At 57.1% G+C, this 25,582-nt stretch carries 29 protein-coding genes; 15 read left to right on the top strand and 14 right to left on the bottom strand.

What is annotated here, in order from left to right:
- Positions 1-19 precede the first annotated feature (19 nt).
- Entirely contained in the window at positions 20-949 is a 930-nt protein-coding gene (locus tag RB602_RS03960; protein WP_317083151.1) for an alpha/beta fold hydrolase, read from the bottom strand.
- 183 nt (positions 950-1,132) lie between these two features.
- On the opposite strand from RB602_RS03960, the gene RB602_RS03955 reads away from it, so the two are divergent.
- Complete coding sequence (locus RB602_RS03955) at positions 1,133-2,338, top strand: serine hydrolase domain-containing protein (RefSeq protein ID WP_317083150.1); 1,206 nt, start codon at positions 1,133-1,135, stop codon at positions 2,336-2,338.
- 91 nt (positions 2,339-2,429) lie between these two features.
- Here RB602_RS03955 and RB602_RS03950 read toward each other — a convergent pair whose 3' ends face one another.
- Genes RB602_RS03950 through RB602_RS03940 form a run of 3 tightly spaced genes read right to left on the bottom strand, consistent with a single transcriptional unit; the run spans position 2,430 to position 3,982 of the window.
- Positions 2,430-3,323: a pirin family protein gene (locus tag RB602_RS03950; RefSeq protein ID WP_317083148.1), complete on the bottom strand. Its 894-nt coding sequence runs from the start codon at positions 3,321-3,323 to the stop codon at positions 2,430-2,432.
- Positions 3,320-3,700: a cupin domain-containing protein gene (locus tag RB602_RS03945; protein WP_317083146.1), complete on the bottom strand. Its 381-nt coding sequence runs from the start codon at positions 3,698-3,700 to the stop codon at positions 3,320-3,322. The genes RB602_RS03950 and RB602_RS03945 overlap by 4 nt, the downstream gene beginning before the upstream one ends.
- A 3-nt stretch (positions 3,701-3,703) precedes the next feature.
- A complete protein-coding gene (locus tag RB602_RS03940; RefSeq protein WP_317083144.1) occupies positions 3,704-3,982 on the bottom strand; it encodes a BolA family protein in 279 nt (92 codons plus the stop codon).
- An 87-nt stretch (positions 3,983-4,069) separates the two neighbouring features.
- On the opposite strand from RB602_RS03940, the gene RB602_RS03935 reads away from it, so the two are divergent.
- The gene (locus RB602_RS03935; RefSeq protein WP_317083142.1) at positions 4,070-4,687 is read left to right on the top strand and encodes a J domain-containing protein; all 618 of its coding nucleotides are present in this window, start codon (positions 4,070-4,072) and stop codon (positions 4,685-4,687) included.
- Between the two features lie 128 nt (positions 4,688-4,815).
- On the opposite strand, the gene RB602_RS03930 is transcribed toward RB602_RS03935, so the two are convergent.
- Together RB602_RS03930 and RB602_RS03925 are read right to left on the bottom strand one after the other, a co-directional pair.
- Positions 4,816-5,598 carry a VOC family protein gene (locus RB602_RS03930; RefSeq protein ID WP_317083141.1) on the bottom strand — a complete coding sequence of 261 codons (783 nt, stop codon included), beginning with the start codon at positions 5,596-5,598 and terminating at the stop codon, positions 4,816-4,818.
- Positions 5,599-5,628: 30 nt separating this feature from the next.
- On the bottom strand, positions 5,629-6,000 hold the full coding sequence (locus tag RB602_RS03925; RefSeq protein WP_317083139.1) for a DUF1428 domain-containing protein: 372 nt from the start codon (positions 5,998-6,000) through the stop codon (positions 5,629-5,631).
- 197 nt (positions 6,001-6,197) lie between these two features.
- Here RB602_RS03925 and cobS point away from each other — a divergent pair, with 197 nt between their 5' ends.
- The 6 genes from cobS to RB602_RS03895 all read left to right on the top strand — a co-directional run bounded on the left by cobS (position 6,198) and on the right by RB602_RS03895 (position 13,636).
- On the top strand, positions 6,198-7,187 hold the full coding sequence (gene cobS / locus RB602_RS03920) for a cobaltochelatase subunit CobS (RefSeq protein WP_317083137.1): 990 nt from the start codon (positions 6,198-6,200) through the stop codon (positions 7,185-7,187).
- A gap of 37 nt (positions 7,188-7,224) precedes the next feature.
- Positions 7,225-8,058, top strand: a complete 834-nt coding sequence (locus tag RB602_RS03915) for a type II toxin-antitoxin system death-on-curing family toxin (RefSeq protein ID WP_317083135.1) — start codon at positions 7,225-7,227, stop codon at positions 8,056-8,058.
- Positions 8,059-8,119: 61 nt separating this feature from the next.
- Positions 8,120-10,285, top strand: a complete 2,166-nt coding sequence (locus RB602_RS03910; protein WP_317083133.1) for a transglycosylase domain-containing protein — start codon at positions 8,120-8,122, stop codon at positions 10,283-10,285.
- Positions 10,286-10,293: 8 nt separating this feature from the next.
- A complete protein-coding gene (gene tmpT / locus RB602_RS03905; protein ID WP_317083131.1) occupies positions 10,294-10,932 on the top strand; it encodes a thiopurine S-methyltransferase in 639 nt (212 codons plus the stop codon).
- 39 nt (positions 10,933-10,971) lie between these two features.
- A complete protein-coding gene (gene cobT / locus RB602_RS03900) occupies positions 10,972-12,798 on the top strand; it encodes a cobaltochelatase subunit CobT (protein WP_317083130.1) in 1,827 nt (608 codons plus the stop codon).
- 43 nt (positions 12,799-12,841) lie between these two features.
- A complete protein-coding gene (locus RB602_RS03895; RefSeq protein WP_317083128.1) occupies positions 12,842-13,636 on the top strand; it encodes a tetratricopeptide repeat protein in 795 nt (264 codons plus the stop codon).
- Positions 13,637-13,851: 215 nt separating this feature from the next.
- Here RB602_RS03895 and RB602_RS03890 read toward each other — a convergent pair whose 3' ends face one another.
- Complete coding sequence (locus tag RB602_RS03890) at positions 13,852-14,028, bottom strand: acyl-CoA dehydrogenase C-terminal domain-containing protein (protein ID WP_317083126.1); 177 nt, start codon at positions 14,026-14,028, stop codon at positions 13,852-13,854.
- A 31-nt stretch (positions 14,029-14,059) separates the two neighbouring features.
- Positions 14,060-15,046, bottom strand: a complete 987-nt coding sequence (locus RB602_RS03885; protein WP_317083124.1) for a DUF2853 family protein — start codon at positions 15,044-15,046, stop codon at positions 14,060-14,062.
- A gap of 258 nt (positions 15,047-15,304) precedes the next feature.
- Between RB602_RS03885 and RB602_RS03880 the strand changes: the two genes are divergently transcribed.
- Positions 15,305-15,841, top strand: a complete 537-nt coding sequence (locus RB602_RS03880) for a Rid family hydrolase (protein ID WP_317083122.1) — start codon at positions 15,305-15,307, stop codon at positions 15,839-15,841.
- Positions 15,842-15,868: 27 nt separating this feature from the next.
- On the opposite strand, the gene RB602_RS03875 is transcribed toward RB602_RS03880, so the two are convergent.
- Positions 15,869-16,312 (bottom strand): cupin domain-containing protein, encoded by a 444-nt coding sequence (locus RB602_RS03875; protein ID WP_317083121.1) that lies wholly within the window; start codon positions 16,310-16,312, stop codon positions 15,869-15,871.
- The gene (locus tag RB602_RS03870) at positions 16,309-16,965 is read right to left on the bottom strand and encodes a 1-acyl-sn-glycerol-3-phosphate acyltransferase (RefSeq protein ID WP_317083119.1); all 657 of its coding nucleotides are present in this window, start codon (positions 16,963-16,965) and stop codon (positions 16,309-16,311) included. Before RB602_RS03870 ends, RB602_RS03875 begins: the two co-directional genes overlap by 4 nt.
- 71 nt (positions 16,966-17,036) lie before the next feature.
- Between RB602_RS03870 and RB602_RS03865 the strand changes: the two genes are divergently transcribed.
- Complete coding sequence (locus tag RB602_RS03865) at positions 17,037-17,501, top strand: hypothetical protein (RefSeq protein WP_317083117.1); 465 nt, start codon at positions 17,037-17,039, stop codon at positions 17,499-17,501.
- Positions 17,498-18,115 carry a DUF427 domain-containing protein gene (locus RB602_RS03860; RefSeq protein WP_317083116.1) on the top strand — a complete coding sequence of 206 codons (618 nt, stop codon included), beginning with the start codon at positions 17,498-17,500 and terminating at the stop codon, positions 18,113-18,115. Before RB602_RS03865 ends, RB602_RS03860 begins: the two co-directional genes overlap by 4 nt.
- A gap of 42 nt (positions 18,116-18,157) precedes the next feature.
- On the opposite strand, the gene RB602_RS03855 is transcribed toward RB602_RS03860, so the two are convergent.
- The 3 genes from RB602_RS03855 to pdeM all read right to left on the bottom strand — a co-directional run bounded on the left by RB602_RS03855 (position 18,158) and on the right by pdeM (position 21,774).
- Positions 18,158-19,657: a S41 family peptidase gene (locus RB602_RS03855; RefSeq protein WP_317083114.1), complete on the bottom strand. Its 1,500-nt coding sequence runs from the start codon at positions 19,655-19,657 to the stop codon at positions 18,158-18,160.
- 108 nt (positions 19,658-19,765) lie between these two features.
- Positions 19,766-20,971, bottom strand: a complete 1,206-nt coding sequence (locus tag RB602_RS03850) for a molybdopterin molybdotransferase MoeA (RefSeq protein ID WP_317083112.1) — start codon at positions 20,969-20,971, stop codon at positions 19,766-19,768.
- Positions 20,968-21,774, bottom strand: a complete 807-nt coding sequence (pdeM, locus tag RB602_RS03845) for a ligase-associated DNA damage response endonuclease PdeM (RefSeq protein ID WP_317083111.1) — start codon at positions 21,772-21,774, stop codon at positions 20,968-20,970. The genes RB602_RS03850 and pdeM overlap by 4 nt, the downstream gene beginning before the upstream one ends.
- 36 nt (positions 21,775-21,810) lie before the next feature.
- On the opposite strand from pdeM, the gene RB602_RS03840 reads away from it, so the two are divergent.
- From RB602_RS03840 to RB602_RS03825, 4 genes are read left to right on the top strand one after another with little or no spacing between them, the layout of a single operon-like run.
- On the top strand, positions 21,811-22,386 hold the full coding sequence (locus RB602_RS03840; RefSeq protein ID WP_317083109.1) for an RNA polymerase sigma factor: 576 nt from the start codon (positions 21,811-21,813) through the stop codon (positions 22,384-22,386).
- Positions 22,373-22,741: a DUF6768 family protein gene (locus RB602_RS03835; protein WP_317083108.1), complete on the top strand. Its 369-nt coding sequence runs from the start codon at positions 22,373-22,375 to the stop codon at positions 22,739-22,741. Before RB602_RS03840 ends, RB602_RS03835 begins: the two co-directional genes overlap by 14 nt.
- Positions 22,742-22,793: 52 nt before the next feature.
- A complete protein-coding gene (trhO, locus tag RB602_RS03830) occupies positions 22,794-23,795 on the top strand; it encodes an oxygen-dependent tRNA uridine(34) hydroxylase TrhO (RefSeq protein WP_317083106.1) in 1,002 nt (333 codons plus the stop codon).
- On the top strand, positions 23,792-24,463 hold the full coding sequence (locus tag RB602_RS03825) for a glutathione S-transferase (protein WP_317083104.1): 672 nt from the start codon (positions 23,792-23,794) through the stop codon (positions 24,461-24,463). Before trhO ends, RB602_RS03825 begins: the two co-directional genes overlap by 4 nt.
- Here RB602_RS03825 and RB602_RS03820 read toward each other — a convergent pair.
- A complete protein-coding gene (locus tag RB602_RS03820) occupies positions 24,460-25,419 on the bottom strand; it encodes an aspartyl protease family protein (protein ID WP_317083102.1) in 960 nt (319 codons plus the stop codon). The two genes, RB602_RS03825 and RB602_RS03820, sit on opposite strands and share 4 nt — an antisense overlap.
- Between the last annotated feature and the right edge of the window lie 163 nt (positions 25,420-25,582).

Genomic DNA, 25,582 nt, shown 5'->3' with positions numbered 1-25,582 from the left:
GCCGAGAATTGGCACCGCTCTATGTCACCGGCGTGACATCGCCATTCAGAAACTCGTCCATAGCATCCGTCACCGCCTCATGATTCTCCCAGGTGACGAAATGACCGCCGGGCAGCTTCACCAGCATCAGCTTGGCGATGAGCGAATGGATGCCATCGAGCAATGACGGCCGCAACGCATGGTCATCCATCGCCCAGATCAGCAGCACCGGCATTTTCAGCACCGGAAAAGGCTTGTCGAGAAACGCCTGCACCGCAGGCGGCGGCGGGCCGTCATAATCGACCGGCGGGATGGTGATAGCGCTCGCGCGATACCAGTTGATCATAGCGGTAAAGGCACCGGGCGTCTGCCATTGCTGCAGATAGATTTGCCGCTCCTCTTCAGGGATCGGCGTCTGCACATGGTCGGCGAAATTCTCTTTATAATAGGCATCCCAGCCCTTGCGCTCGACATAGGCCTCAAACTCTGGCCCACGAAAAGCGGTGATATATTGCGTCGCCGCACGCTGATCCGGGTCGGTATAGATGGCCTTTTGATAAGTATAGGGATGCGGCGCATTGGCGATAATCAGCTTCTCTACCCGGTCCGGATGCGTCAGCGCCGTCGCCCATGCCCCGGCCCCGCCCCAATCATGCCCCGCCAGAGCGAATGTGTCGACGCCCAGCGCATCGGCCAGCGCCACCACATCGCCGACCAGCTTCTGCACCGTATATTCGCTCACGCCCTCGGGCTTGGACGATCCGGCATAGCCGCGTTGATCGGGCGCAATCACCCGATGCGTCTTGGCAAAATGCACGATCTGATGCCGCCAGGAGCGGTGCGATTCGGGAAAACCGTGGAGCAGAATCAGTGGCGGCGCATCCTCTGCGCCAGCCAAAGCGACGTCCAGTTCTACGCCGGTTGATAGGGCTATGCGGGTAAGGTCAAAGGGGGGAATATGATCGGCCATAAACGGATCATCAGCCTTTGCCTCATCTTTTGCAAGCCCAAGAGCAAACCACAAAACCCGGATCAACTAATCAGTGTTGTCATTACTGTTTTATCAGCACTAGACACCCATTCAACTACAGATGTAAACGAAAGATGATTCATTCTGAAAACCTTCCCCAAAGCCATCATCGCCCTTTCTCTGATGAGCGCATGTGCGCCTGCAGCAATTGCACAGGATTCACAGACGCAGCCTGATGCAGCGACAACCCAAAGCGACGCGGCGCGGATTGCGCGTTTTGAAACACAGCTCAAAAATTTGCGCGAGCGCGACGATCCTGATGCCAAGCGCTGGACCATAGAGCAGCGCATGGAGAATTATGGTGTCCCCGGCATGGGCGTGGCGATCATCAACAATGGCAAGATTATCCTTGCCAAGGGCTATGGCACGCAATCCGCCAACTCTGACGAGCCGGTCGATGCAAATACCGTGTTTTCTGCAGGTTCTGTCAGCAAGGTCATCAATGCGGCGCTTATCTTGCGGCTGGTGCAGGAGGGGAAGCTCGATCTCGACACCGATATCAACGACTATCTGACATCATGGAAAGTGCCGGAAAACGAACATAGCAGCGGCCACAAGGTTACATTGCGCATGCTGCTGTCGCACACTTCGGGGTTCAGTCAGCATGGCTTTGAGGATTTTCTGCCCGAAGAAGCGCTGCCCACAGCCTTGCAGACGCTGAATGGCGAAGCCCCTGCCAAGCATGAGCCGGTGCGCATCCTGTTCACACCAGGCAGCAAGATGAAATATTCCGGCGGCGGGATCACCGTCAGCCAAGTACTGGTAGAAGATGTGACGGGAATGTCCTATGCCGAAGCGGCGCGGGCATATGTGTTTGAACCACTGGGCATGACGCGCAGCACTTTTGCAAGCCCGTTGCCAGAAAGCCATGGCAATATCGCCAAAGCGCATGACAAGCAGGGCAGGCCCAAGGCCCTGCCCCGTGGCTATGAATCCTTCCCGGAAATAGCCGCATCCGGGCTATGGACCAGTGCCAGCGATATGGCGCGCTTTGTCCTCGCGCTGATGCAGGATGAGGCTTTCCTCACCGCTGAACTCCGCGCCGATATGCTGACACGCGTACCACTGAGCTGGCATGGCCTCGGCCCGCGGATCAATGGCGAGGGTGATATGCTGGCATTTCATCATGGCGGCGCTAATGACCATTATCAAAGCTGGATCGAAGGACAGCCCGCCCATGGCAATGGCTTTATAACGCTCAGCAATGGCGAGGCCGGACGCCCGCTGGGCTATGAACTGCGCTTCTCAGCCGATGCGGCCTTTGGCTGGCCGGTGCCCTTTCCCGATGGTTATAGGGAACCGGATTTGGGGACATCTGAAGAAGAGTAAGGAGATTCCTTAGTCCCCGTTCGCGTCGAGCGAAGTCGAGACGCCGTGCGCATCGCCGTCTCTCGACTACGCTCGAGACGAACGGCAGAAGCTAACTTTGCCCACGAGTCAATGGCACATCCGGGATGGGAATAAACTCCTCCTCATCCCCCGGAACCTTGGGAAAGCGCCCGGCATTCCAATCCGCCTGCGCCTGTTTGATGCGTTCATTTGATGAGGAGACAAAATTCCACCAGATATGGCGGCTGCTGCCAATGGGCGCGCCGCCGAGCAGCATGGCGCGGCCGCCGCTGATGCTTTCCAGCTTGGGTTTTTCACCCGGCGCCAGAATGTAGAGGGTGAACATCTCCATCGGCATGCCGGCAATCGCGACATCGCCCTCGACCAGCACCAGCGCGCGTTCATCGGCATCGCTGTCAATCGGGATCGTGCCGCCTGCTCCCAGCATAATATCGGCATAGATGGTCGGGCTGTGGCAGGTGGTGGGTGCGGACTGGCCCCAGAGGTCGCCCATAATAACCCTTGCGCTCGTGCCAGCATCCTCAATCAGCGGCAAGGCATCAGCACCGACATTCTCAAATGCCGGGTCAATCTCTTCCTTGCCATCGGGCAGCGCCAGCCAGGTCTGCATGCCGAACATGGGGGATATCTTGCCGATTTCACTTTCCGGTGAACGCTCAGAATGAACAATGCCCTTGCCCGCCGTCATCAGATTGACCTCACCCGGATAAATCGTCTGAAACGTGCCCAGACTGTCGCGATGGTCGACGGCACCGGCAAACAGATAGGTGACAGTCGCAAGCCCGATATGGGGATGCGGCCGCACACCCATATCAGCGCCGACCTCAAGCTCGGCGGGACCAAATGCATCGACAAAGATAAAGGGGCCGACCATCGCCCGTTTGCGCGACGGCAATATCCGCCGCACTGCAAAGGCACCGAGATCATGGGTGACGGGCAATATGGTCTCGCTGATTACGCTCATAGCCGCTCCAGATCGGTCACCGTGCGGTCATTGGTGACATTGCCGGTATTAAGCGTGCTGTTCGGCTCGACCATCAGCACATGGCATTCCTCGCTGAGCGCCTCGGGTCGATGCTCCACACCATGCGGCACCATGATCATTTCGCCCGCGTCCAGATCGGTAAAGCGCTCGCCCTCACTATCGCGCAGACCCATGCGCATCTGACCCGCGATAACCAGAAACAGCTCATCCTCAGCTTCATGATGATGCCAGTCAAACGCGCCCTTGAACTTGGCGAGCTTAACCTGTGCATCATTGACATCGGCGGCGATTTTCGGCTGCCAATAGCCGTCTATCGTGGCGAACGCCTCATCCAGGCTGAGCTTTTCAATCGCCAACGCTCAAGCCCCGCCCGGTGCGCTGGCTTTGATAGCCAGCGCATGGACACGCTCACCGGGCAGATCGCCCAGCGCCTTGTTGACCATACGCTGCCGCTGCAGGCGGGATACGCCTTCAAAAGCCGCGCTCTCGATCACGACGGTGAAATGCGATTCCCCGCTGCCATCATCGCCCATATGGCCGCGATGGCTGGCGCTGTCGTTGATAACTTCCAGCTTTTGCGGCGCAAAGGCCTCGGTCAGAAGCTGGGTGATTTCCTGCTGAACGCTGATTTTTTCCATGTTCAACAAGTTAGGACCAAGCCGCAATATCGACAAGGGCAAAGCAGCACCTATATTGATGCTTCATGCCCATTCGCTCAATCTCCCATGCCCAGGCGCACTGACCGCTTCCATGGCCGCTATGAAGGTAGCGGACGGCGCTGCGACTGGCCCGGCTGCAACAAGCCGGGCGAGTTCCGTGCGCCGCCTGAGGACGTGCGCGCCGGGGCTTCACGCTATGATGGCCCGGGCGAATGGCGCTGGTTCTGCCTCGACCATATCCGCGCCTTCAATCAGGGGTATAATTATTTTGCGGGCATGAGCATGGACGAGATTTACGAAGCGCAGCGTCCGGCCAGCGGCTGGGACAGCGAAACCCGCGCCTTTGCAAGCGCCCCGGTGGATGCACCGCGCTGGGCCGATTTCCACGATCCGCTCGATGCCATCGGCGCGAAGTTCAAGGAAAATCTGCAATCACGCTCACAGGCTGCCAGAGAGGCCGCAGGGCTGGACGACATACACCCGTTCAACCGCAGCGAGCAAAAAGCACTGGAAACGCTGGGCCTGACCACCGATGCCGACCGCCAGACGATCCGGCGGCGCTATTCGGCACTGGTGCGCAAATATCACCCCGACCGCAATGGCGGGAACCGGGCGTATGAGAAGCAGTTGCAGGCCGTGGTCGAGGCCTATCAGCGGCTGAGAAAGTCGGCGGTTTTTGTCTGATAGCCCTCTCCCCTGCAGGGGAGAGGGAAGAGCCGCGAAGCGGCGAAGGGAGAGGGGGCTTTCCACAAGCGCTGCGTCTAGCTGACAGCCCTCTCCCTTAATCCCTCCCCTGAAGGGGAGGGAGACTTTTAGGTTCGCGCACCCACCAGCGCAAAGGGAGCACCCTGCGGGTCAACAGCATTGACTGAGAAGTCACCGCCGGGAATTTCCATCGGGCCCATCATCACCTGACCACCCTCAGCTGTGATCGTCTCTACCGCCTTGTCGATATCGGCAACGCGGAAATAATAGTTCCACATTGGCATCGGCGCTTCGGCAGGCTTTTGCATCATGCCGGCGATCATATAATCGCCGTGTTTGATCTCATGATAAGTACCCATCTCGCCCATATCGCTGGCTTTTTCGTGTTTCCAGTCGAACTGTTCGCCATAAAAGGCGGAAGCCGCTTCCGGATCATCGCACATCAGCTCATTCCAGGCGCAATGGCCGTCTTTCTTTTCGTACTTTGAAAAGGCCGGACTGTCGCTCGGCTGTTCGCCTTTCATGATATAGATCATAGCCCCATCGGGCCCCGCGATCAGGCTCATGCGGCCGACATTGGGCAAATCCCATGGCGCCATGTGGACCATGCCGCCCGCCTTGGCGATCGCCTCGGCGCTAGCATCGACATCATCAACCTCAACATAGCCCATCCAGAAAGGCGACGCGCCGCCGCTTTTCATTTCGTCAGTCAATGCCATCATGCCGCCAATCCCGGCATCGCCAGCGGTAAAGAAATGATATTCGGTATCGGGCATACCGGAGTCAGCGAAATTCCAGCCAACCACCTTGCCATAAAAATCCTCAGCCGCCGCCAGATCGCTGGTCACCAGCTCATACCATGTAAATTCGCCATGCACATTGTTCGCCATGGTGATCCTCCCTCTTCTCTAAAAAAAGCCTTATTTCTGCAGCGTATAGACCGGTTCAAACCCGCCCATAATCATCCGTGAGCCATCAAAGGGTACCGGATGTTTCTCGCGGTCGAAGCGCGGGTCATCCTTTACCAGGTCCTGCAGCTTCGCCATCGCATTGTCACGCGTGGCCTTGTCGGGCCATTCCATAAAGGTGAAGACCACCGCTTCGTCCTCGCCCGCCTCCACCGCGGTGAAGAAATCGTTTTTCTTGCCTTTGGGGACGTCCGACTGCCAGCTTTCCACCACCCGAATAAGCCCAAAATCCATAAAGATCGGATTGATCAGTGCGGCATGGTCAATAAAGGCCTGCTTATTCTCTTTCGGCACAGCCAGAACAAAACCATTAATAAAAGACATAGTGAAAACCCCCTCTCTCTAAGCCGGGTCGAAACCCGCCTGTCGCTACGGCATGTTAGCGCCTGTTTTTATCGCTGCCATGGCAATACGGCGAAGACGCAGAAAAAACCGACGCGCTGCACCCATAGCAGTCTTGCACTACCCCGCGCAGCATGACTATGTGCAATGCACAGCAGGAAATACAGGCAGAAAGCGGCATGAGCGATATCCCCAATGAGATTCCCCCCGGCACCGGCGACACCGTGATGGCTGCGCCCGACAAGATGGTGTCCGCGCGCGAGCTGTTCGGGCTGGATATCGACATGGAAATCCCGGCCTTTTCCGAAGCCGATCCGCGCGTGCCCGATCTTGATCCGGCCTATGTCTTTGACCATGACACCACGCTGGCGGTACTGGCGGGCTTTGCCCATAACCGCCGGGTGATGATCCAGGGCTATCACGGCACCGGTAAATCCACCCATATCGAGCAGATTGCCGCACGACTGAACTGGCCCTGCATCCGCATCAATCTCGACGCGCATATCAGCCGTATCGACTTGGTCGGCCGCGATGCCATTGTGCTGAAAGATGGCAAGCAGGTCACCGAATTCCGCGAGGGCCTGCTCCCTTGGGCGTTGCAAACACCAACCGCGCTTGTGTTCGATGAATATGATGCTGGCCGCCCCGATGTGATGTTCGTCATACAGCGCGTTCTCGAGACCGAGGGCAAGCTGACATTGCTCGACCAGAACCGGGTGATCCGCCCCAATCCCTTCTTCCGTCTGTTCGCCACCGCCAACACGGTGGGTCTCGGCGATACCAGCGGGCTGTATCACGGCACGCACCAGATCAACCAGGGGCAGATGGACCGCTGGAACATTGTCTGCACCCTCAACTATCTCCCCGCTGAAACCGAGGCGAAAGTGATCCTCTCCAAAGTCGGCGAGACCGATCCGAGCGTGGTCGAAAAAATGGTCAAGGTCGCCGATCTGTCGCGTCAGGGCTTTATCAATGGCGATATCTCGACGGTCATGAGCCCGCGCACCGTGATAAGCTGGGCCCAGAACGCCGCGATCTTCCACAATATCGGCTTCGCCTTCCGCCTCTCCTTCTTAAACAAATGCGATGAGGCGGAGCGGATGCTGGTCGCGGAATATTATCAACGGGTGTTCGGTGAGGATTTGCCGGAGAGTGTTGTGGGGAGTTGAACTATCTAAGCAATCAACTTTATGCTAATTCCGTAAAATGAAGGTCTTCAAACACGCTGCGGTTGAACAAGAATTTCTGCGTTGGAAAGCGCAACTACCTGAGGCAAGGGAGTTTACTGGTCTTTCTTATGAACAAGTTCTAACTGTGCATTTTGTTTTAGTAGATATGTTCTACGGTCGTAAGTCAGGTATCGGAGGTATTGGCCCAAAATCATTAGATATGTTAATTTCAGCAATCAGCAGACAGGATGTATCATTTGGTGGAATCGACAAATGGACGAGACCTGAAGAAGTAGCTGCAACTTTAATGTATGGAATCATATGCAATCACCCCTTCCACGATGCAAATAAAAGGACTGCATTTTTGTCAACTTTGCTTTTCTTAGAACAAAATAAGTTGACCTTGAAGATAACTGAAAAGCAATTCGAAGATTTTACAGTAAAAATTGCCGACAATTCATTCACAAAAATGGAAAAATATATTAAAGATTTTAAGGGTCATGAAGACTCTGACGTAAGATACATCGCACACTATCTTCGGCTTGTCACCAGGCAGACCGATAAGAGGGATTACATAGTTACCTATAGAGAGTTAAATACTATACTTAGGCGCTTTGGATATGAGTTGAAGAACCCACATGCGAATACTATAGATGTCATTGATACTGAAAGTAATAATAGAGTATGCAATGTTGGATATCACGGCATGTCAAAACAAGTTGCTAAACCTGTCATCAAAAAGATACGTGCCGAAACAGCCTTGGACTTTTTGAGTGGTTGCGATTCCGCTGCATTTTTCAAGAATGAGCAGCCTATAAATAATTTGTTGGCGAAATATTATGAGCCCTTAGAACGGCTCGCTTTCCGATAGACGTATCGGTGCCACATAACCCCCTCGCCAAAGCCGTCATACTTGGCTAACACAGCCCGATATGTCGGATATCGATTCCTATCTGGAAGAATATCGCCGAGCGCGAGAGGCTGAGCTGGCCGAGCGCCAGCCATGGACGCGGCGCAAGCGGCCATGGGATGCGGTGCGCAACTTCTTCGGCGGCAAAGATAGCCAAGAGCATCCCGCCACCGCGCCGATAGACACGCCTGATTATGCGCCGCCCGAAGAAGAGATTGCAGCGCCGAAGAAACGCGGCTGGCGCTGGTGGACATTGCGTGGCTTGGGTCTCGGCATCGGCCTGTTTCTCGCCATCATCATCTGGCTGGCGATCACCGCGCCGCTGTCCAAATCGCTTGAGCCTATAGCCGCACCGGAGATTACGCTCACCACCAGCGATGGCCGTCCAATCGCGCGCAATGGCGCGATTGTCCGCGATCCGGTGGTCGCTGAGGACCTGCCCGATTATGTCAAACAGGCATTTCTGGCGATTGAAGACCGGCGTTTTTATGAGCATTGGGGTGTCGATCCACGCGGGGTTGGCCGCGCTATCTGGTCCAATGTTGCGGGCAGCGGCCTGACCCAGGGTGGTTCCACCATCACCCAACAGCTGGCCAAAATCAGCTTTCTCACCCCCGAGCGCAGCCTGTCACGCAAGGCGCGCGAGGCACTGATCGCCTTTTGGATGGAGGCTTGGCTGACCAAGGATGAAATCCTCGAACGCTATCTCTCCAACGCCTATTTTGGTGATAATGTTTACGGGTTGCGCGCCGCGTCGCTGCACTATTTTTACCGCCAGCCGGAGAATCTGAAGCCCGAACAGGCGCTTATGCTCGCCGGACTGGTGCAGGCGCCATCACGCTATGCGCCAACGCGCAATTGGGATGCGGCAACCAAGCGTGACAAGCTGGTGCGCAAGGCCATGGTCGCGGCGGGCTTTATGACCCAGGCCGAGGTCGATGCCCTGCCCGTGCCGGTGCTGGACGTGCGCAACAAGCGCAAGGCGGTGCCGGTGGGCACCCATTTTGCCGATTGGGCGATGCCCCAGGCGCGCGAGCTGACCGAAACCAGCTATGCCACGCTGGAGCTGGAAACGACCCTGGACTCGCGTCTGCAAAGGATCGCCCAGCGCGCGGTGCAGCGCGGCGTCACCGGCGATACGCAAGTCGCGCTGGTGGCGATGCGCCCCAATGGCGAGGTCGTCGCCATGGTTGGTGGACGCGATTACAAGACATCGCAATTCAACCGTGCGGTGCAGGCCGAGCGGCAATCCGGCTCTGCCTTCAAGCTGTTCGTCTGGCTCGCCGCGCTGCGCTCGGGCATGCGGCCCGATACGGTGGTCGATGACAGCCCGATTGAAAGCGGCAGCTATCGCCCGAAAAATGCCGGTGAGAAATATATCGGTCGCACCACCTTGGAAGAGGCGTTTGTCAAATCCAGCAATGTCGTCGCGGTGCGGCTGTATAACCGGCTGGGCAGCGAGGCGGTCAGCCGTGAAGCGCGCAATTTGGGCGTCACCGCCAATTTCATCGACGGCGATCCGAGCCAGGCGCTGGGTACCGCATCGACCAGCTTGATCGAGATGACCGCCGCTTATGCCGCGCTGGCGGGCAACCAATACCCGGTCACGCCCACTGCCTTTGCCGAGGGCGAACAGGGCTGGTTCGACTGGCTGTTCAGCGGCCCGGAGAGCTTTGACCGGCAGATGCGCGACGATATGCAGCAGATGCTACGCGCCGCGGTCAATCGCGGCACCGGCCGCGCGGCGCAACTGGCGATCCCCAATTATGGCAAGACCGGCACCAGCCAGGACAATCGCGATGCGCTGTTTATCGGCTATGCCGGTGAGGGCGCGGACAGGCTGGTCGTCGGCGTCTGGGTCGGCAATGATGACAACAGCCCGCTCGCCGGCATACAGGGCGGCGGCCTGCCCGCGCGCATATGGAAGCGGTTTATGGCGCAGGCGCTGAAGGGGTCGGCACCGGCAGGGAAGCGCCAGGCACCTGCGAAAAAGACTGCGCCGTCGAAAGAGCCGCCCGCAAAACCGAAGCCCGGTGACGCCGCCAATGATGACCTGCCATCCATCGCCAATGACAATGAGGACGGCGATGAAAAGACCCGCATCCGCCTTGATGAAAACGGCCTTGTTATCTCCCGCAAGATAGACGGACGCAATGTGCGGCTGCGGCTAGGGAATGACGAGGAGTAAGAACGGTTATGGAAGAGCAATTCTGGCAATCGCGTTGGCAGCAAAACAATATCGCGTTTCATGAGGCCAAGCCGCACCCTTTTCTTGAAAGCCATTTCGGCACGATTGGGGTCACATCAGGCGACACAATATTGGTTCCGCTCTGCGGCAAGTCGCTGGATATGGATTGGCTATTGGGTCAGGGCTTTCACGTCATCGGCATCGAATTCAATCAAGAGGCGGTTGAGGAAGTGTTTGAACGGCTCGGTCTGGTCCCTGAAAAGAGCGAAACTCATGGTTTAAAGCGCTATCATAATGGCCATCTCACCCTTTATGTTGGCGACTTCTTTGCTCTCGACCAAGCAATGCTGGGCCAGATTGACGGCATTTTTGACCGGGGTTCGATTGTTGCCTTGCCGGACGAGATGCGCACCCGCTACGTCGCCCATCTTGCGGGCATCACCGATCATGCGCCGCAACTGGTCATCGGCTATGACTATGATCAGCAACAAACACAGGGACCGCCCTTCTCGGTGCCGCCTACTGCGCTGCAAAAGCTCTATGATGATATCTACAGCATGACCCCTTTGGCAGCGCGGCCTATAGAAGGGCCGCTTGCCGCGCGATGTTCGGGTGAAGAATATGCGGCGGCACTCAGCCGCAAATAATCACTATGCGAACAGGGCTAGTCTGCATATGTAAGATGCATGACCGAACGCACTCCCTTAGATGATCTCAAATCCGTGCTTGGCGGCGCGGCGCGTGCTATTTCGCTGGAGGATGAGGTCGAACTGGCCTTTACCGCCGATCCGCCATCGCAATCGGGCAACAAGCTGCGTGTTCCGATGCCGCAGCGTACTTTGCCCGCCGATCAGGTGGCCGAGGCGCGCGGCTATGCCGATCTTTATGCGCTGAAGCTGCGCCATCATGATCTCGCCGCACACAGCCGCAATGCGCCCAAAGAAGCTGTGGCGCGCGCGGTTTATGATGCACTGGAGCAGGTGCGGGTTGAGGCTTTGGGCAGCAATGCCATGCCCGGTGTCGGCGACAATCTCGATGCCGCGCTCGATATGCGGATGCGTTCCGATCCGATTTCGCGCGCGGCGCAGCGGGATGATGTGCCGCTTTCCACCGCCGTATCGCTGATCGCGCGTGAGCGGTTGACCGGGCGGCCTATTCCAGAGCGGGCGCAGGCGGGCGTTGATCTGGTGCGCGGATGGATTGAGGAACGCGCTGGCGAGGATCTCGCGGCGCTTTCCGATGTGCTGGATAATCAGCGCGGTTTTGCCGAAATCATGGCAAATCTGCTCGAGCATCTCGACCTTGCCGATCCGCAAATGGAGGAACAGGAAGGCGAGGACGAGGAAGAGGATCAGGAAGACGGCGAGCAGGAGGACGAATCCCCCGATGAGGGCGAGGAGGAAGCCGCCGGCGATCAGGGTCAGGCCGATACCCGCGGCGAGCAGCAACAGGGCGAAGGCGAAGAGGGCGAGGACCAGCAGACCGAGGGCGAATTTGACGAGGATGGCGATGGCGATCCCGGGGATGCCGGCGATGATGGCATGATGCCGGTGCGGCCCAACCGGCCATGGACCGATCTGCCCGATGATTTTGACTATAAGGCCTTTACCCAGCGCCATGACGAGGAAATCCCCGCGCCTGAATTGTGCGATGAGGAGGAGCTGCTGCGGCTGCGTGCCTATCTTGATCAGCAGCTGACGACATTGCAGGGCGCGGTGACCAAACTCGCCAACCGGTTGCAACGCCGCTTGATGGCGCAGCAGAATCGCAGCTGGGATTTTGACCAGGAAGAAGGCCTGCTCGATGCAGCTCGGCTGGCGCGTGTCGTTGTCGCACCGGGGCAATCGCTGTCCTACAAGATTGAGCGCGATACCGATTTTCGCGATACGGTGGTGACGCTGCTGATCGACAATTCAGGCTCGATGCGCGGACGGCCAATCTCGATCGCCGCGATAAGCGCCGATATCATGGCGCGGACGCTGGAGCGCTGCGGCGTCAAGACCGAGATATTGGGCTTCACCACCAAGGCGTGGAAGGGCGGCCAGTGCCGCGAGGAATGGCTTGCCGATAACCGCCCGGCCAATCCGGGGCGGCTCAATGATCTGAGGCATATCATCTATAAACAGGCTGATGAGCCCTGGCGCCGGGCGCGCAAAAATCTCGGCCTGATGATGCGCGAGGGATTGCTAAAAGAGAATATCGACGGCGAGGCACTGCTCTGGGCGCATGCCCGCCTGCTGGCGCGGCCCGAGGAGCGCCGCATCCTGATGGTGATTTCCGACGGCGCGCCTGTCGATGACTCAACGCTCTCAGTCAATCATGGCGGCTATCTGGAACAGCATCTGCGCCAGGTGATCGACTGGATCGAAAACCGCTCACCGGTGCAACTTATCGCTATCGGTATTGGCCATGATGTGACGCGTTACTATCGCCGCGCGGTGACTATTATGGATGCCGAGCAGCTCGGCGGCACAATGGTCGAGCAGCTGGCAGAGCTGTTTGACGAGGAGTAGTCAATTTCTCAACACGCAGAGAACAAGAGAGCTACCAGCACCAATGATAAACATCATAGTTACTATAAAAATGAGACCCTTTCTCAGCATCTTGCTGAGCTTTGGTTTACTGACTGGCACTTTGGAAACCACAGTTCTCGCCCAAGATGTAACCCCACCAGCAGAGGTGTCCCAGGATACGATAAACGTTTTGCGTGAGAGATGCGATGCGCATGATGCAAAGGGCTGCTCAACCCTTGGTGTTCTTTACTTGCAAGGAATGGGTGTTGAAAAAAGTGACACACGTGCAGCTGAGTTGTTCCGCAAGGGTTGTGATGGTGGAGACTACGAAACCTGTTACATGTTAGGCATGCTCTATTCTGATGGCCAAGGTGTAGAGCAAAACCACTCAGAAGCAGCAAAACTATATCGTCGGGCCTGTGACTTTGGACACTCAAACGGCTGCTCCCTACTTGCAGCACGTTACCTTAACGGAAAAGGGGTTACTAAAGACCCCGCTAAAGCGATTGAACTATTCGATCGTGGCTGTGAGAACGGCAATTCAAGTGATTGTTGTTTCTTAGGACTCGTATATGAGCTTGGGCAAAGCGTAGAACAAGACTATGAAATAGCGGCAAATCTCTATCAGAGAGCAGCAAATGGAGAAACAAAAGAGTGCCATTTCAATCTAGCGGATCTCTTTCTAAGTGGAAGAGGCGTAGAGAAAAACTATACAAACGCGGTCCGGCTATACCAACAGGCCTGTGATGCTGGAGATGAACGAGGCTGCAACAAAATAGACGATTTGGTTGAGATTGAATCTCGACAAGCCAGTTCTCAATCTGATGACGCGCCTTGATTTTAGCGAAGTTCTTTTTGGGCGATTTATTCCGCAAGGAAATTCAGAAAATCTTTGCATAGATGTTGCGCGTGAGATATTCACGCCCTTCGCTTCTTCGCGTGAAACAGAATTAGCGCGATGAGTTTTCTGCAAATGCAGCACTATTGGCGGGTGCCCCTCCACCAGCCTTCGCCAAGGCTATGGCTGGTCCCCTCCCCGTGCCGGGGAGGATTTTACGCAGCCAGTTCCTCAGCGCTTAGCGCATAAAGCAAATCCGCACCGCCCATAGCTGACGCCTTCAACCCCAGCGCTTCAGGCACCATATGATCGCAATAATAGCGGGTGGTGACCAGCTTGGCCTTGAGGAAGGCACTGTCACCCTCCCCGGCATCCGGACACTCCTGCGCCACGCGGTGCTGTTTTGCCAGACGCCCCCACCGCCTATTCGACGATGGTCACCTCAACGCGGCGCGCTTCGTCGGCGGTCATTTCGGTGATGGTGGTGTCATCGGGTTTGACCAGATCGGTCCGCCCTTCATCCACGCCCTGCGCCACCAATGCCGCCTGCACGCTTTCGGCGCGGTTTTTGGAGAGTTCGGCGTTCAGCTCGGCATCGCCGCTGGGGTCGTTAAAGCCCGATATCGCCACGCTGGCCTCGGGATTGGCCTCAAGATACGCCAGCAGATCAGCGGCCTTGGCTTCAAATTCGGGGCTGACTTCGGCGGCTCCGGTGTCGAAATAGACGGTGAGCATTGGTTTGGCTTCCACCTCAGCGGCAATCACGCCTGCACCATCGGGTATCTCTGCAGCGGCAGCATCCGCAGCGGGCATCGCCTCTTCAGCCGGAGCTTCGACCGCGGCTGGCGGCAGCGCGGCGACGGGTGCGTCATCTTTCTGGAACAGCCAACCACTGACCGCCATGCCAAAAGCCAGAGCACCGAATGTTGCAACCGCGGCGAGGAAGCCCGCGCCGACAAGGTCGCCATCATCGCCCGGCGAAAACTCTTCGGAGAAGATATTATACACCCGGTTGGTCTTGCCCGCGCCGTGATAGTAGGACGCCGCCGCAGCCGCGACAGCAGAGGTGGCGGCGACATTGGCGGTCCAGTTGGGATAGCCAAAGGCGCCGAATTTCTCGAAATGCTTGGTCAGCAGATAATAGGCGGTGACGCGGTTCTTGTCGTCGGCCATCTGGGTGCCGACAGCGGCAATGCCTTCATCCAGAGTCTTGTCGGGATCGGTCAGGCCCAGCTTGCCTTTGAGGAAGCTCTCGCGGACATGGTCGGTCTCGGCCTTGTCTGCAAAAGCCAGGAGCGAGCCATCGCGCGATCGCAATGCCGTGCCGCAAAACCGCACAATCGCGGCAACAACGCCCTTGTTAGGATTTGGATCATATTTGCGGACTTCCGCCAGCCAGTTCTTTGCCATCGCCATCATCCCTATCTGTGTCGGTTGCAGTGCCGTGCCGATTAAATTCGCTGGGTGCTTAAACTCTCCCTATGACTCGCGCGGAAGACGCAAGCCCTGCATGATTAATGTAGCCGAGACGGTGCCAATGTCCAGTATATATTACACTTTATACTGTAAAGTTAATTGGACAGTTGCCGAAAGTGCTGCGATTATGCCGCTTTTCTGGCATATTCCCGCAAACAGAATCGGCAAAAATGGGATGAGGGAGAAGCAATAATGCAAAAAGGGGTGTTCTATACCGCCGGAATCGCGCTGTTGCTCGGCACAGGCACCGCGCTGGCACAGGAAGACGTTGCCATGGATGCGGCGGACGCGATTGAGGTGCAGGAAAACGAAGTCGAAGAAGAAGAGGAAACCGGGGAGGTTGAGGCCAAAGTCTCGATCATGCCGGAAAACCCGCAATCGCGCGCTTTCCAGGAGCAGTTCGGCTATGCCTCGGCGGTGGTGCATGACGAGAAGGTCTATCTCTCCGGCGTGATCGTTGTCGAAAGCGATGATATGGAGGCGGAATTCGTCAAGGCGTTTGAGGCCATGGGCCGGACGCTGGAGCGCGCCGGATCAGGCTGGGAGCATGTGCTCGATATCACCAGCTTCCACCTTGATATCGATGCCAGCCTGCCGGTGATGGCCGAGGTCAAGAACCGCTATGTCAAAGCGCCCTTCCCGGCCTGGACGGTGATCGGTATCGACCGGCTCTATCTGCCCGAGGCGCAGGTCGAGATAAAAATCATAGCCGCCGCGCCGGATGATTGAGGGCTTTTGCGTAAAAGGCGGCGTTTATCAATCTGACCGCATTTCAAAACCGGAAAACTCGAACCCCGGCGAGACGATGCAGCTGACCAGCGTATAGCCCGCGCCGCCTTCTGTCGGCACGGGTTCTGCCGCTTGCCAGTAATTGGTGGAGATGCGGATTTGTGGTTGCTGGCCCGCTGCGAGGTCGGTGCCGAGTATCGGGTGGTGCGGCGCATCGTCCCATTCGGCCTTGATCGACAGGGTGAGCGGGTCGCCAGCATGCCAGAGCCAAAGCTCATGCGCATCAACGCGGTGCCATTCGGAGCGCTGGCCGGTTTCGAGCAGATAATAGATCGCGGTGGCGCTGGCGCGGTCGGGGGCATAGGCGGTGTTGCCTCCCAGCGCGATATCGCTGCGCCACAATTCGCGATACCAGCCGCCCTCTGGGTGCGGAGATAGGTTCAGAGAGGTAATAATGTCTTCTGCGGTCATCCGGGCATGTCCTTACCGGCATCACCCTTCAGACCCTCGCCACGGCGGCCGATCATGCCTTCGTAAAAGGCAAAGGCCGGGGCCATGTCCGCCTCATAATCGCCAGTCGCATGAATGACCGGACCAAGGCCGGCGCGGCGGGTGTTGTAGTCCATAAAACCGCAGACAATCGGCACCTTGGCGGCCATGGCGATATGGTAGAAACCGGTGCGCCAGCGGGTGGCGGCGCTGCGTGTGCCTTCCGGCGCGATGGTCAGGATAAAATCGTCGCGTGCGGCAAATTCCTCGGCCATTTGCTGCACCATATCCTTGGCCGCATCACGGTCGACCGGCACCCCGCCCACCTGGCGCATAAAGGTGCCCATCGGCCATTTGAACAGCGATGCCTTGGCCATAAACTGGGTGCGCAGGCCCATCTCGCGGGTCAGGCCGACATAGTTGGGGAAATCCCAATTGCTGGTATGCGGCACCGCGATGATGATGAATTTGCGAAATTCCGGTGCCTCGCCAATGGGCGTGAATTTGTGCTGTCGGTAGATAAACACCAACAGGCGGAACACCATCCGCGCCAGCCAGCCCATAGGCGGTTCACCAGGAACGGTGAAATCTGCTGCTGCCTTGGCTATCGCGACCTCCATACCATTTTGGGACATGATATAGGCCATTACTGTGAAGCGCGCACCTTTTATTGCTGCACAATCGGCCTTTTGATAGAGCAAGCGACATGAAACATAGTTTTATTCTCTTCCTGTCTTTGCTGCTTGTGGCCTGTTCGGGTGCCAATGGCACGGACAATGTACCCGGCAACACCAATGACAAGAGGCCTTATGATGGGATAGCCGCTGATGAGGTCATCCAGTTTGCCGGATCCAATTGGCGCGGTGAAGTCAGCGGCGGTACACCGGATGTTCAGGGGAAGCTGGTGTTAATGACACCGGACGATCTATTGGATAAACTGCCGGGCGAGCGTGTCGATGTGACGCGCTTCGCGGGTCGTGGCGGATTGTCGTATAGCGGCGAACTCAGCTCTGGCCCGTTCACCCTGGTGATAACGCCGGGGGATTGCTCTGACGGTATGTCAGATCGAGGTTATCCCTTTGTCGCGACAATGCAGCTCAGCGAAGACAGCACAATTTTCGGCTGTGCCTGGACCGAGCGCCAGCCCTTTACCGGACCGGAAGCGCCATGAGTCCGCAACCCGCCCTTCCCGACAAGGCCGCACTGTTGGCACGGGTTAAAGCCGGGCGTGACCATTGGGATCGGGCGTTTCGCCCGGCGGGTGTGGAAGTGGCCGCGACCGGCGAGGAATCGGTATGGGACTATCCGCGTCCGCCGATTATGGCGCGCCACATTGGCGGGTTGGATGCTCATATCCGGGTGATGCATGGCGACAGCATGGTGGCCGAGAGCAAGCAGGCACTGATCGTCAAGGAAACCGCGGGAGCACCAGTTCCGTATCTGCCGCCCGAGGATATCCGCAGCGAATGGCTGTCACCCAATGACAATCTTTCAGTCTGCGAATGGAAGGGCGTCGCGGTCAGTCATGATCTAACCCTGCCCAACGGTGCGCGCATCGATGACGCCGCATGGACCTATCCCGATCCGTTTGATGATCTGGCCGAAGGCTATGCCGCCATAGCAGGGTGGTTCGCCTTTTATCCGGCCAAGCTCGCCTGTTTCATCGCCGATGCCTCAGGCCATTGGGAGCATGTACGCCCGCAGCCCGGCCGTTACTATGGCGGCTGGGTCATCGACCGGGTCAAAGGTCCGATAAAAGGAACGCCCGGCAGCGGCCACTGGTAAGCGACCATTGCCGGGCGGTATTTTGCCAGAAGGCAGTGCGACCTAGAAGGTCCCCGGAACCTCGCGCTGTGCCGGTGTTGCGTTGCGCGGCACCAGCAATTGTCGGCGATTGCGATCGCCACCAAAGAAGAAGCCTGGCTGATTTATCGTCGCCGTGTTGCCGAAGAAGTCGAAGCCGCTGGCCCCCGGAATTGGCGTGCAAGTTTCCCCGCGTAGGAAACTGAGCGACTGAGCGATAGAAGCCTCTGTTGGGTCACCCAGCGCCGTAAAGATATCATCGTCCGCACGGCAGGTTCTGTCCATAACACTGGCGAGCCCATTGAAGTATTCGCCCTCGCCATCAGCATTCTGTGACTGGAACGCAACCACACGCAGTCGGTCGTCACACTCCTCGCGGTCAAGACCAATCTGACCAACTGGCTTGCCGCTGGTATTGCTGCCCACAAGTGCAATATTCTCACCCAGATAAGGCAGGAAGCTGTTGGTCACCAACTCACTCGCTGACGCCGTAGAGGACGTGCCGATAACAGCAATTCTCATCGGTGCAATTGATTGCGTCCGAGACTGGAAGAACCGCGTTTCGTTGAACTCGGACAGCGCCTCATTGAAAGCCGTGATCGAGAAAATATCATTGGGGGAGCGGTTGGCACCGAGCAGATCGCCTAACAATTCAGCGGTCGAGACAAGGCCGCCACCATTATAGCGGAAATCCAGGATAACCTCGGTAACGCCCTCGGCCTGGAATTGCGCAAAGGCATCACGCAAGGCATCATCAGAGGTATCGATGAATGTCCGCAGATTGACATAGCCGACTTGTCGGCCACCGTCGTTCAGTATCTGCAGGCCAAAGCGCGACGAGATAGGCGGTAGCTGATACTCAGCAGTTGTGATGGTGGTGACGGTCTCGCCATCAGCATCGCGGAACCGCATCACTCTCTCAATGCCGGCTTCAGCCGGACCAAGCGCGGCAATTAGTCCTTCGATCCCGTCTGTCTCCAGTATTTCAGGAACATCTCGCAGATTGTTAACTGTAGTCCCGATGGCGAGAATCTCGGCACCGCGATCAATGCCTGCATTCAATGCTGGCGCGCCCTCATAAGCGTCAAGGATAAACAGGGTGTCATCAGGCCCTAGCGCCAAGCGGAAACCATATCCCGCCGATGTTCCAGATGCAAAAAAGGCATTCTCTTCTTCGATTGAAGTAATGAATGTGAAGAAGTCATCACGCCCAGCCGCCCTGGCTGGGGCAACAAGTGCATCGATATAGCCCTGCACCGTGTCGAAATCATCCGGATCCACACTGAGATCAAGAAGATCAGGAAACAGATAGGCCTCCTCGATCAGAGCTCCGGCCCAATCCTGGCGATCACGCAGCGAGCAGGTTTCTGGCGGAGTTGGTGTGGGGGCAGGTGCAGGCGCCGGAGCGGGTGACGGCGCTGGCGATGCTATGGGCGGCGGCGCGGGCGTGCTCGAATTGTTACTGCTGCCACAAGAGGCCAGCAGCGCCGCCATAGTTACAATACTTGCGCCTTTTTTCCACATATCATGCTCCCTTTAAATATTTGCCAAGTATAGAGCGTAGATGTCTACATAAGGAACATGGGGATACATCCATTTTGATGTACACCCGCCATTCCCATGTAAACTCTCCTAACGCGAAGGCATGTACGCTACGGTTGCGCCTGCTTCACATGCTTCGTCATGCTGCGCACGACGCAACAATGCATCCGATTCGGCCAATGGTCGCAACAAGCTGCTGTCCTGATCGCCCAATGGTGTGATCAGTATTTCACCCGCCCCATCATCACTCACGCGAGCACGCAAAAAACTCTCGCGGGGACCATTAGCGGGCAGTGCATCGGTGATACGCGCTGTTTGCAAAGGTATTTCGGCACCCACTCTCTGACCACTCATGGCCAATATCGCCGGCTTCACCAATAGCTCGGCCGTGACAAAGGCTGAGGCCGGATTGCCCGGCAGACCGATCACCAGCATCGACCCCAAGCGACCGCACCATGCAGGCTTGCCCGGCTTGAGTGCGATCCGGCTGAAGATCAATTCGCCACCCAATTCGGCAAAGGCATCGCGAACAATATCATGGGGGCCCACCGATGCGCCGCCTGCAATGATCAACAAGTCATGGCCGAGCGCCTGCTCAAGACAGGCTTTCATCGCCCGCAGATCATCTCCGCCTCGGCCCTGCCAGCCGGGACTCGCGCCCCAACTCGTGATCTGCGCAACAAGGGCAGGGCCATTGCTGTCATAGAGCATGCCAGGGGATAGCGGCTCGCCGGGGTCGCATAATTCGTTGCCATTGGTGAGGACAGCTACACGCGGTTTGCAGATGACGGAAAGCTGCGCCAGACCTGCGGCTGCGCATAGGGCAATCGATGCAGGTGCCAGCGTTTTCCGCGCGCTCAGCAATGTGTCCCCGCTGGCAAAATCGCGGCCTTTGGCGCGGATAAAGCCATTGGCTGATTGCTGTACGGTGGGCGTGAGCTTATCACCTTTGCGCTCCGACTCTTCCTGAATCAGGATATGGTCTGCGCCTTCAGGCACATAGGCTCCGGTGGAAATCCGTACGGCCTGTCCAACATCTATTGTGCCCTGAAATGGGTCTCCTGCCTTTGCCTCACCGATGACATCTAGCGCTTGGCCAACTGCGCAATCCTCCAATCGCACCGCATAGCCATCCATGGCAGACATATCGGCAGCAGGCTGATCATGGGTCGCGACGATATCTTGCGCCAGCGTCCGCCCAAGCGCTTCTGTCACAGCACATTGTTCAGCGGAGAGAGTCTCGCAGGCTTGCAATATATGCTGGCGCGCTTCTGTCAGACTGATCAAGCCGCTCATGAAACAGCCTTGGCTTTGACCGAGCGGCACTCGGGGGGAAAGGAGAGGGCTTTGCCATTAACCGGTACCACCGCCTGATATCCCTCGGCCCCAAAGACATCGCCATAGACCGCATCACTGGCATCCAGTCCGCCGGTCAGTGCGCCAAATGCCGGCATAATCAATAGACTGTCACTCATCATATAGCAGCGGCGCGATACCAAGCGGCCCCGATTCTGGATGCGGAATTTGGGGTGAAAATGGCCGCAAATCTGGGGGATCATCCGTGCCGGGTCCGGCTCATGGCAGAGTAGCAGCCCGTCCACCGCAGATTGCGCGACCACATTACCGCCCCAACACCCGTCAAGCTGCTCATCATGATTGCCGGTGATCCAGTGCCAATCGACACGCGCCGTCAGCGCCCGCAGCATCTGGCCCGCTGCTGCATCCAGTCGCGCCTCGCCTGCACTGTCATGATAATTGTCACCAAGCGAATAGACGTGCTCAACATCATAGTCATCGATCAAACGACCCAGCCGTTCGAGCGTGGCCTGGCTGTCATAGGGCGGCAGCATCTGGCCTGACTTTGCATACCAGCTCGCCTTTTCCAGATGCAGGTCAGCGACCAGCAAGGCCTTGTGTCGCGGCCAGTACAGCGCGTCATCAGCCAGCGCATGAAAATGCTGACCGGCAAAGAGCAAAGGTGCGAACGAATGGGGAACCATCACTCCGCTATGCGCGACAGCTGCCTCAATGGCAATGGCAGGTGGGCGGGCCAGCCCCGATTTTTTCGGTTTTGGATTGAACCTTTTTCGCGTCGCCACCCTCTTCTCTATACTAACGTCAATCAAGGAGGGAAAATGCCGGACCGCACGCACCCCAATCTGCGCCATGCGATGCAGAATCTGCTGGTAGCGGACGCGCGGCTTGGCGCGAAAGAAGGTTGGGACAAGCTTTATCGCTATTGGCAACCGCGATTTCTGGGCTTTGCTGCCCGTCGCACCGGCGACAACGAGACCGCCCGCGATGCGGTACAATCCGCCTGGGTCGACATATATCGCGGTCTGTCCAGGCTGAAAGATGATCGCGCCTTTGCCGTATGGGCTTTTCGCATTGTGCATCGCCGCTGTGTCAAAACCTTGGCGAAACAAGCCCGTCATAGTGATGCAGACATTGCTCAAGAAACGACAGCCCATGACCCGCGTGCAACAACCGATGCCCATATTGATCTGGGCCGTGCCATTGGTCGGCTTACGCCCGAGCATCAGGCCGTGCTGACGCTGTTCTACCGTGAGGGATTTCGCGTTGCCGAAATCGCGGTGGCGCTGGAACTGGCAGAAGGCACCGTCAAAACCCGGCTGATGCATGCGCGCAACCAGTTGAAGACATTTATGCAAGATGACAATGTAAAGGAGACTGAAAATGAATCAGTTTGATACGATGATCAGCGAGACGCTGACCCGTGAGGAACAAGCGCTGATGGAAGAGCTGCGGCATGAACCGGGCTATTTTGCGCAGGCTTTTGGTATGCTGCAGGGCCAGAATAGCTGGGTCAACTGGGTGGTTCTGGTGGTACAGGCGGCCATGTTCCTTATCGCAGTCTGGATGGGGATCGCATTTTTCAATGCCGAAGATACCGTCACCCAATTGCGCTGGGGTCTGCCTGCGGTGACGCTGGCAATATTGGCTGCGGTGCTGAAAATGTCGCTGATGCCAGTGATGCAGAGCAACCGCATATTGCGCGAGATGCGGCGGCTGGAACTGCTGCTGGTGCAACAGCGTCAGGACTGAAAGCTGATCGCATGACTGGATATGCGCCGCATCTGCCTATATAGGGCGGCGCATGTCCAAAACTCCCGCTCCTTATTGCGTTGCCGCTCTCTATCATTTTGCCCCGGTCGCCGACCGCGAGGCGATGCAGCAGGCGCTGCAGACGGTTTGCGTCGAGCAAGGCGTGAAGGGAACGGTGCTGATCGCCGATGAAGGCGTAAACGGAACCATTGCTGGCGATGACGAAGCGGTAGAAACGGTTATTGCGCATATCCGTGAGTATCCCGGCTTTGAGGGATTAGAAGTGAAATACTCATATGCCGAGGAAGCGCCGTTTCTGCGGATGAAGGTACGGCTCAAATCCGAGATTGTCACCATGGGCGTCGACGGCGTAGATGCGGCACATGACAAGGGCGAATATATCGCACCAACCGAATGGAACGCTGCGATTGCCGACCCGGATACTATAGTGATCGATACCCGCAACACCTATGAGGTCGCCATTGGCAGTTTTGACGGCGCGATTAACCCGGATACGCACAGCTTTCGCGATTTTCCGCAATGGTTTGACGATTTTGCCCAAAAGCTGCGCGAGCAGGACAACGCCCCGCGCATCGCCATGTTCTGCACCGGCGGCATAAGATGCGAAAAGGCCACCGCCTATGTCCGCCAACAGGGCTTTGACGATGTGGTGCACCTTAAGGGCGGGATATTGAAGTATCTCGAAAATGTGCCTGAAGCAGAGAGCCAGTTTGACGGTTCCTGCTTCGTTTTTGATGAGCGGGTCAGCGTGACTCACGGCCTAAAACAGGGAGAGCATACGCTCTGCCGCGCTTGCCGCCGACCGCTAACACCTGATGAATTGAAACACCCCGATTATGTCGAGGGCGAGCAATGCCAATATTGCGCGCATAGCCGGACCGAAGAACAAAAAGCCCGCTATCGCGAGCGGCAAAAGCAGATGGAATTGGCAGAACGGCGCAATGCGCAGCATCTGGCGCAAGAAATGGAGCAGAAGCAGAAAAACGAGCCTGTTGATGACCTTTGGGAAGTATTGGGATCGGGCGAGGAATGAGCGGGGCCCTGCCCATTCTCTACAGTTTCCGCCGCTGTCCCTATGCCATGCGCGGACGGATGGCCTTGGTGATTGCGGGCATCACTGCCGAATTGCGCGAGGTCAGCCTTAAGGCCAAGCCCGAAGCGATGGTTGCCGCCTCACCCAAGGCGACGGTCCCTGTGGTGGTGCTGGATGACGGCAATGTGCTGGAGGAAAGTCTGGCAGTGATGCACTGGGCGCTGGAGCAAAATGATCCGGAGGGGTGGCTCTCCGCTGGCGATGGCGACGCCCGCAATGCTTTGATCGCTGCCAATGACGGGCCGTTCAAACACCATCTCGACCGCTACAAATATTTCACCCGCTATGACAATGCTGATCCTATAGAGCATCGCGCCGAAGCGATGACCTTTATTGAGCGGCTCGAAGCGCAACTTGCCAGTCATGAGTTGCAACCGGGCGAGAGCCAGCTATTCGGCGCAAAACGGAGCATGGCGGATATCGCCATCTTCCCCTTTGTGCGGCAATTCGCCAATCATGATCGTGGCTGGTTTGATGTCCTGCCTTTGCCCCATATACATGCGTGGCTGGCGGGCCATCTTGCCAGTGACCTGTTTGCCACGGCCATGCAAAAGGAAAAACCCTGGGCACCGGGTGATGTAGTAACGCTGTTCCCGCTTGCTGCTTAAGACCGAAAGCGACGATCCCGTGTCGGCCGTGCATTGCGTGGGAGGTCGAACAAAACCCTGCGTTTGCGGAAATCAATCGCCACCCGATCAAATTTCCTGAGCACCGACATGCCCAGAAACAGCGCCGGCTTGTTCTCCAGACCAAGCGTCTTGAACGGCAACGCATCAGCAAAGGCAATGCCGATATGCGAGAACTGCGCGCGACCGATACGGAAATCCTTTGCGATGCCGGAATCTGCCATAATCGTATGGCCGGTAACCGCATGTAACTCCGACTGAGTATCTGTACCTTTGGCACGTTTACCGCTCAGCCGTCTTTGCAAAGCGCGATTGCCAATGCTCGATTGCGCCCCGGTATCGATCACCACGGTGACATCAATACCCGAAATCATGGCATTGGTGAGGATCAGCTGGCCCGATTTGCGCCGTCCTGTAACGACTATCTCATAGCCCTTGTTGGATGCGTCGGCGATGTCCTCAATCTCTATAACCTCGCGGCGAAAATCAAACAAAATGCGCTGGTTTTGCAAGCCATCAAGACCCAAAATGCCGTCAGCACCAATATCTTCCGTCAGCAGCAATGGCGCAATAACGCCGCCATAATTCTGGTCGCCCAGCGTCAAATCGGGAACATAGGCGGTATCCACTACCTTGCTGCCCGCAATGCTCTGCAACAATGCCTGTTCGACAAATTCCAGCTCGAGCTTCCCGGCCAGATCGGTTGAGACCACGGTGCGTTCCGAACCGGTATCGATCAGAAAATCATAGGGGCCCGCACCATCAATCTGCACCGGCACGGTCATGCGATAGACCGGGTCGATCTCTATTTCGACAATGTCGATATCGCTCGGCACAGAAGTTTCGGATTGATTGCTCTGCACCTGTTCCTGCACCGGTGCCGCGCTATTCCCGGCAAGCAATAGAGCCATGCCGAGGGCATATATTTTATTGTTCACGTCCTGCTCCTATTGTCCCGACATTACCTCAGATACGCCAAAACGGCAATATTTGCGCTACCGCAATGAACGCTGATCCTCCCCTCCTCTTTAGAGGAGGGGCAGTGAGACTTAATGAGCGTCAGCGAGTTTAGTCGCAGCGGGGTGGTGCTGCGGCACGCTT

Source organism: Parasphingorhabdus sp. SCSIO 66989 (assembly GCF_032852305.1).
Classification (GTDB): Bacteria; Pseudomonadota; Alphaproteobacteria; order Sphingomonadales; family Sphingomonadaceae; genus Alterisphingorhabdus; species Alterisphingorhabdus coralli.
The sequence above is the reverse complement of the archived record's forward strand: the minus strand, read 5'-3'. Positions and strand labels throughout refer to the sequence as shown.

Bases quoted from the DNA above. Each gene is read 5' to 3' on its own strand.
- RB602_RS03960 (WP_317083151.1), bottom strand. From the start codon at position 949: ATGGCCGATCATATTCCCCCCTTTGACCTTACCCGCATAGCCCTATCA.
- RB602_RS03955 (WP_317083150.1), top strand. From the start codon at position 1,133: ATGAGCGCATGTGCGCCTGCAGCAATTGCACAGGATTCACAGACGCAG.
- RB602_RS03950 (WP_317083148.1), bottom strand. From the start codon at position 3,323: ATGAGCGTAATCAGCGAGACCATATTGCCCGTCACCCATGATCTCGGT.
- RB602_RS03940 (WP_317083144.1), bottom strand. From the start codon at position 3,982: ATGGAAAAAATCAGCGTTCAGCAGGAAATCACCCAGCTTCTGACCGAG.
- RB602_RS03935 (WP_317083142.1), top strand. From the start codon at position 4,070: ATGCCCAGGCGCACTGACCGCTTCCATGGCCGCTATGAAGGTAGCGGA.
- RB602_RS03930 (WP_317083141.1), bottom strand. From the start codon at position 5,598: ATGGCGAACAATGTGCATGGCGAATTTACATGGTATGAGCTGGTGACC.
- RB602_RS03925 (WP_317083139.1), bottom strand. From the start codon at position 6,000: ATGTCTTTTATTAATGGTTTTGTTCTGGCTGTGCCGAAAGAGAATAAG.
- cobS (WP_317083137.1), top strand. From the start codon at position 6,198: ATGAGCGATATCCCCAATGAGATTCCCCCCGGCACCGGCGACACCGTG.
- RB602_RS03915 (WP_317083135.1), top strand. From the start codon at position 7,225: ATGAAGGTCTTCAAACACGCTGCGGTTGAACAAGAATTTCTGCGTTGG.
- RB602_RS03910 (WP_317083133.1), top strand. From the start codon at position 8,120: ATGTCGGATATCGATTCCTATCTGGAAGAATATCGCCGAGCGCGAGAG.
- tmpT (WP_317083131.1), top strand. From the start codon at position 10,294: ATGGAAGAGCAATTCTGGCAATCGCGTTGGCAGCAAAACAATATCGCG.
- cobT (WP_317083130.1), top strand. From the start codon at position 10,972: ATGACCGAACGCACTCCCTTAGATGATCTCAAATCCGTGCTTGGCGGC.
- RB602_RS03895 (WP_317083128.1), top strand. From the start codon at position 12,842: ATGATAAACATCATAGTTACTATAAAAATGAGACCCTTTCTCAGCATC.
- RB602_RS03885 (WP_317083124.1), bottom strand. From the start codon at position 15,046: ATGGCAAAGAACTGGCTGGCGGAAGTCCGCAAATATGATCCAAATCCT.
- RB602_RS03880 (WP_317083122.1), top strand. From the start codon at position 15,305: ATGCAAAAAGGGGTGTTCTATACCGCCGGAATCGCGCTGTTGCTCGGC.
- RB602_RS03875 (WP_317083121.1), bottom strand. From the start codon at position 16,312: ATGACCGCAGAAGACATTATTACCTCTCTGAACCTATCTCCGCACCCA.
- RB602_RS03870 (WP_317083119.1), bottom strand. From the start codon at position 16,965: ATGTCCCAAAATGGTATGGAGGTCGCGATAGCCAAGGCAGCAGCAGAT.
- RB602_RS03865 (WP_317083117.1), top strand. From the start codon at position 17,037: ATGAAACATAGTTTTATTCTCTTCCTGTCTTTGCTGCTTGTGGCCTGT.
- RB602_RS03860 (WP_317083116.1), top strand. From the start codon at position 17,498: ATGAGTCCGCAACCCGCCCTTCCCGACAAGGCCGCACTGTTGGCACGG.
- RB602_RS03855 (WP_317083114.1), bottom strand. From the start codon at position 19,657: ATGTGGAAAAAAGGCGCAAGTATTGTAACTATGGCGGCGCTGCTGGCC.
- RB602_RS03850 (WP_317083112.1), bottom strand. From the start codon at position 20,971: ATGAGCGGCTTGATCAGTCTGACAGAAGCGCGCCAGCATATATTGCAA.
- RB602_RS03840 (WP_317083109.1), top strand. From the start codon at position 21,811: ATGCCGGACCGCACGCACCCCAATCTGCGCCATGCGATGCAGAATCTG.
- RB602_RS03835 (WP_317083108.1), top strand. From the start codon at position 22,373: ATGAATCAGTTTGATACGATGATCAGCGAGACGCTGACCCGTGAGGAA.
- trhO (WP_317083106.1), top strand. From the start codon at position 22,794: ATGTCCAAAACTCCCGCTCCTTATTGCGTTGCCGCTCTCTATCATTTT.
- RB602_RS03825 (WP_317083104.1), top strand. From the start codon at position 23,792: ATGAGCGGGGCCCTGCCCATTCTCTACAGTTTCCGCCGCTGTCCCTAT.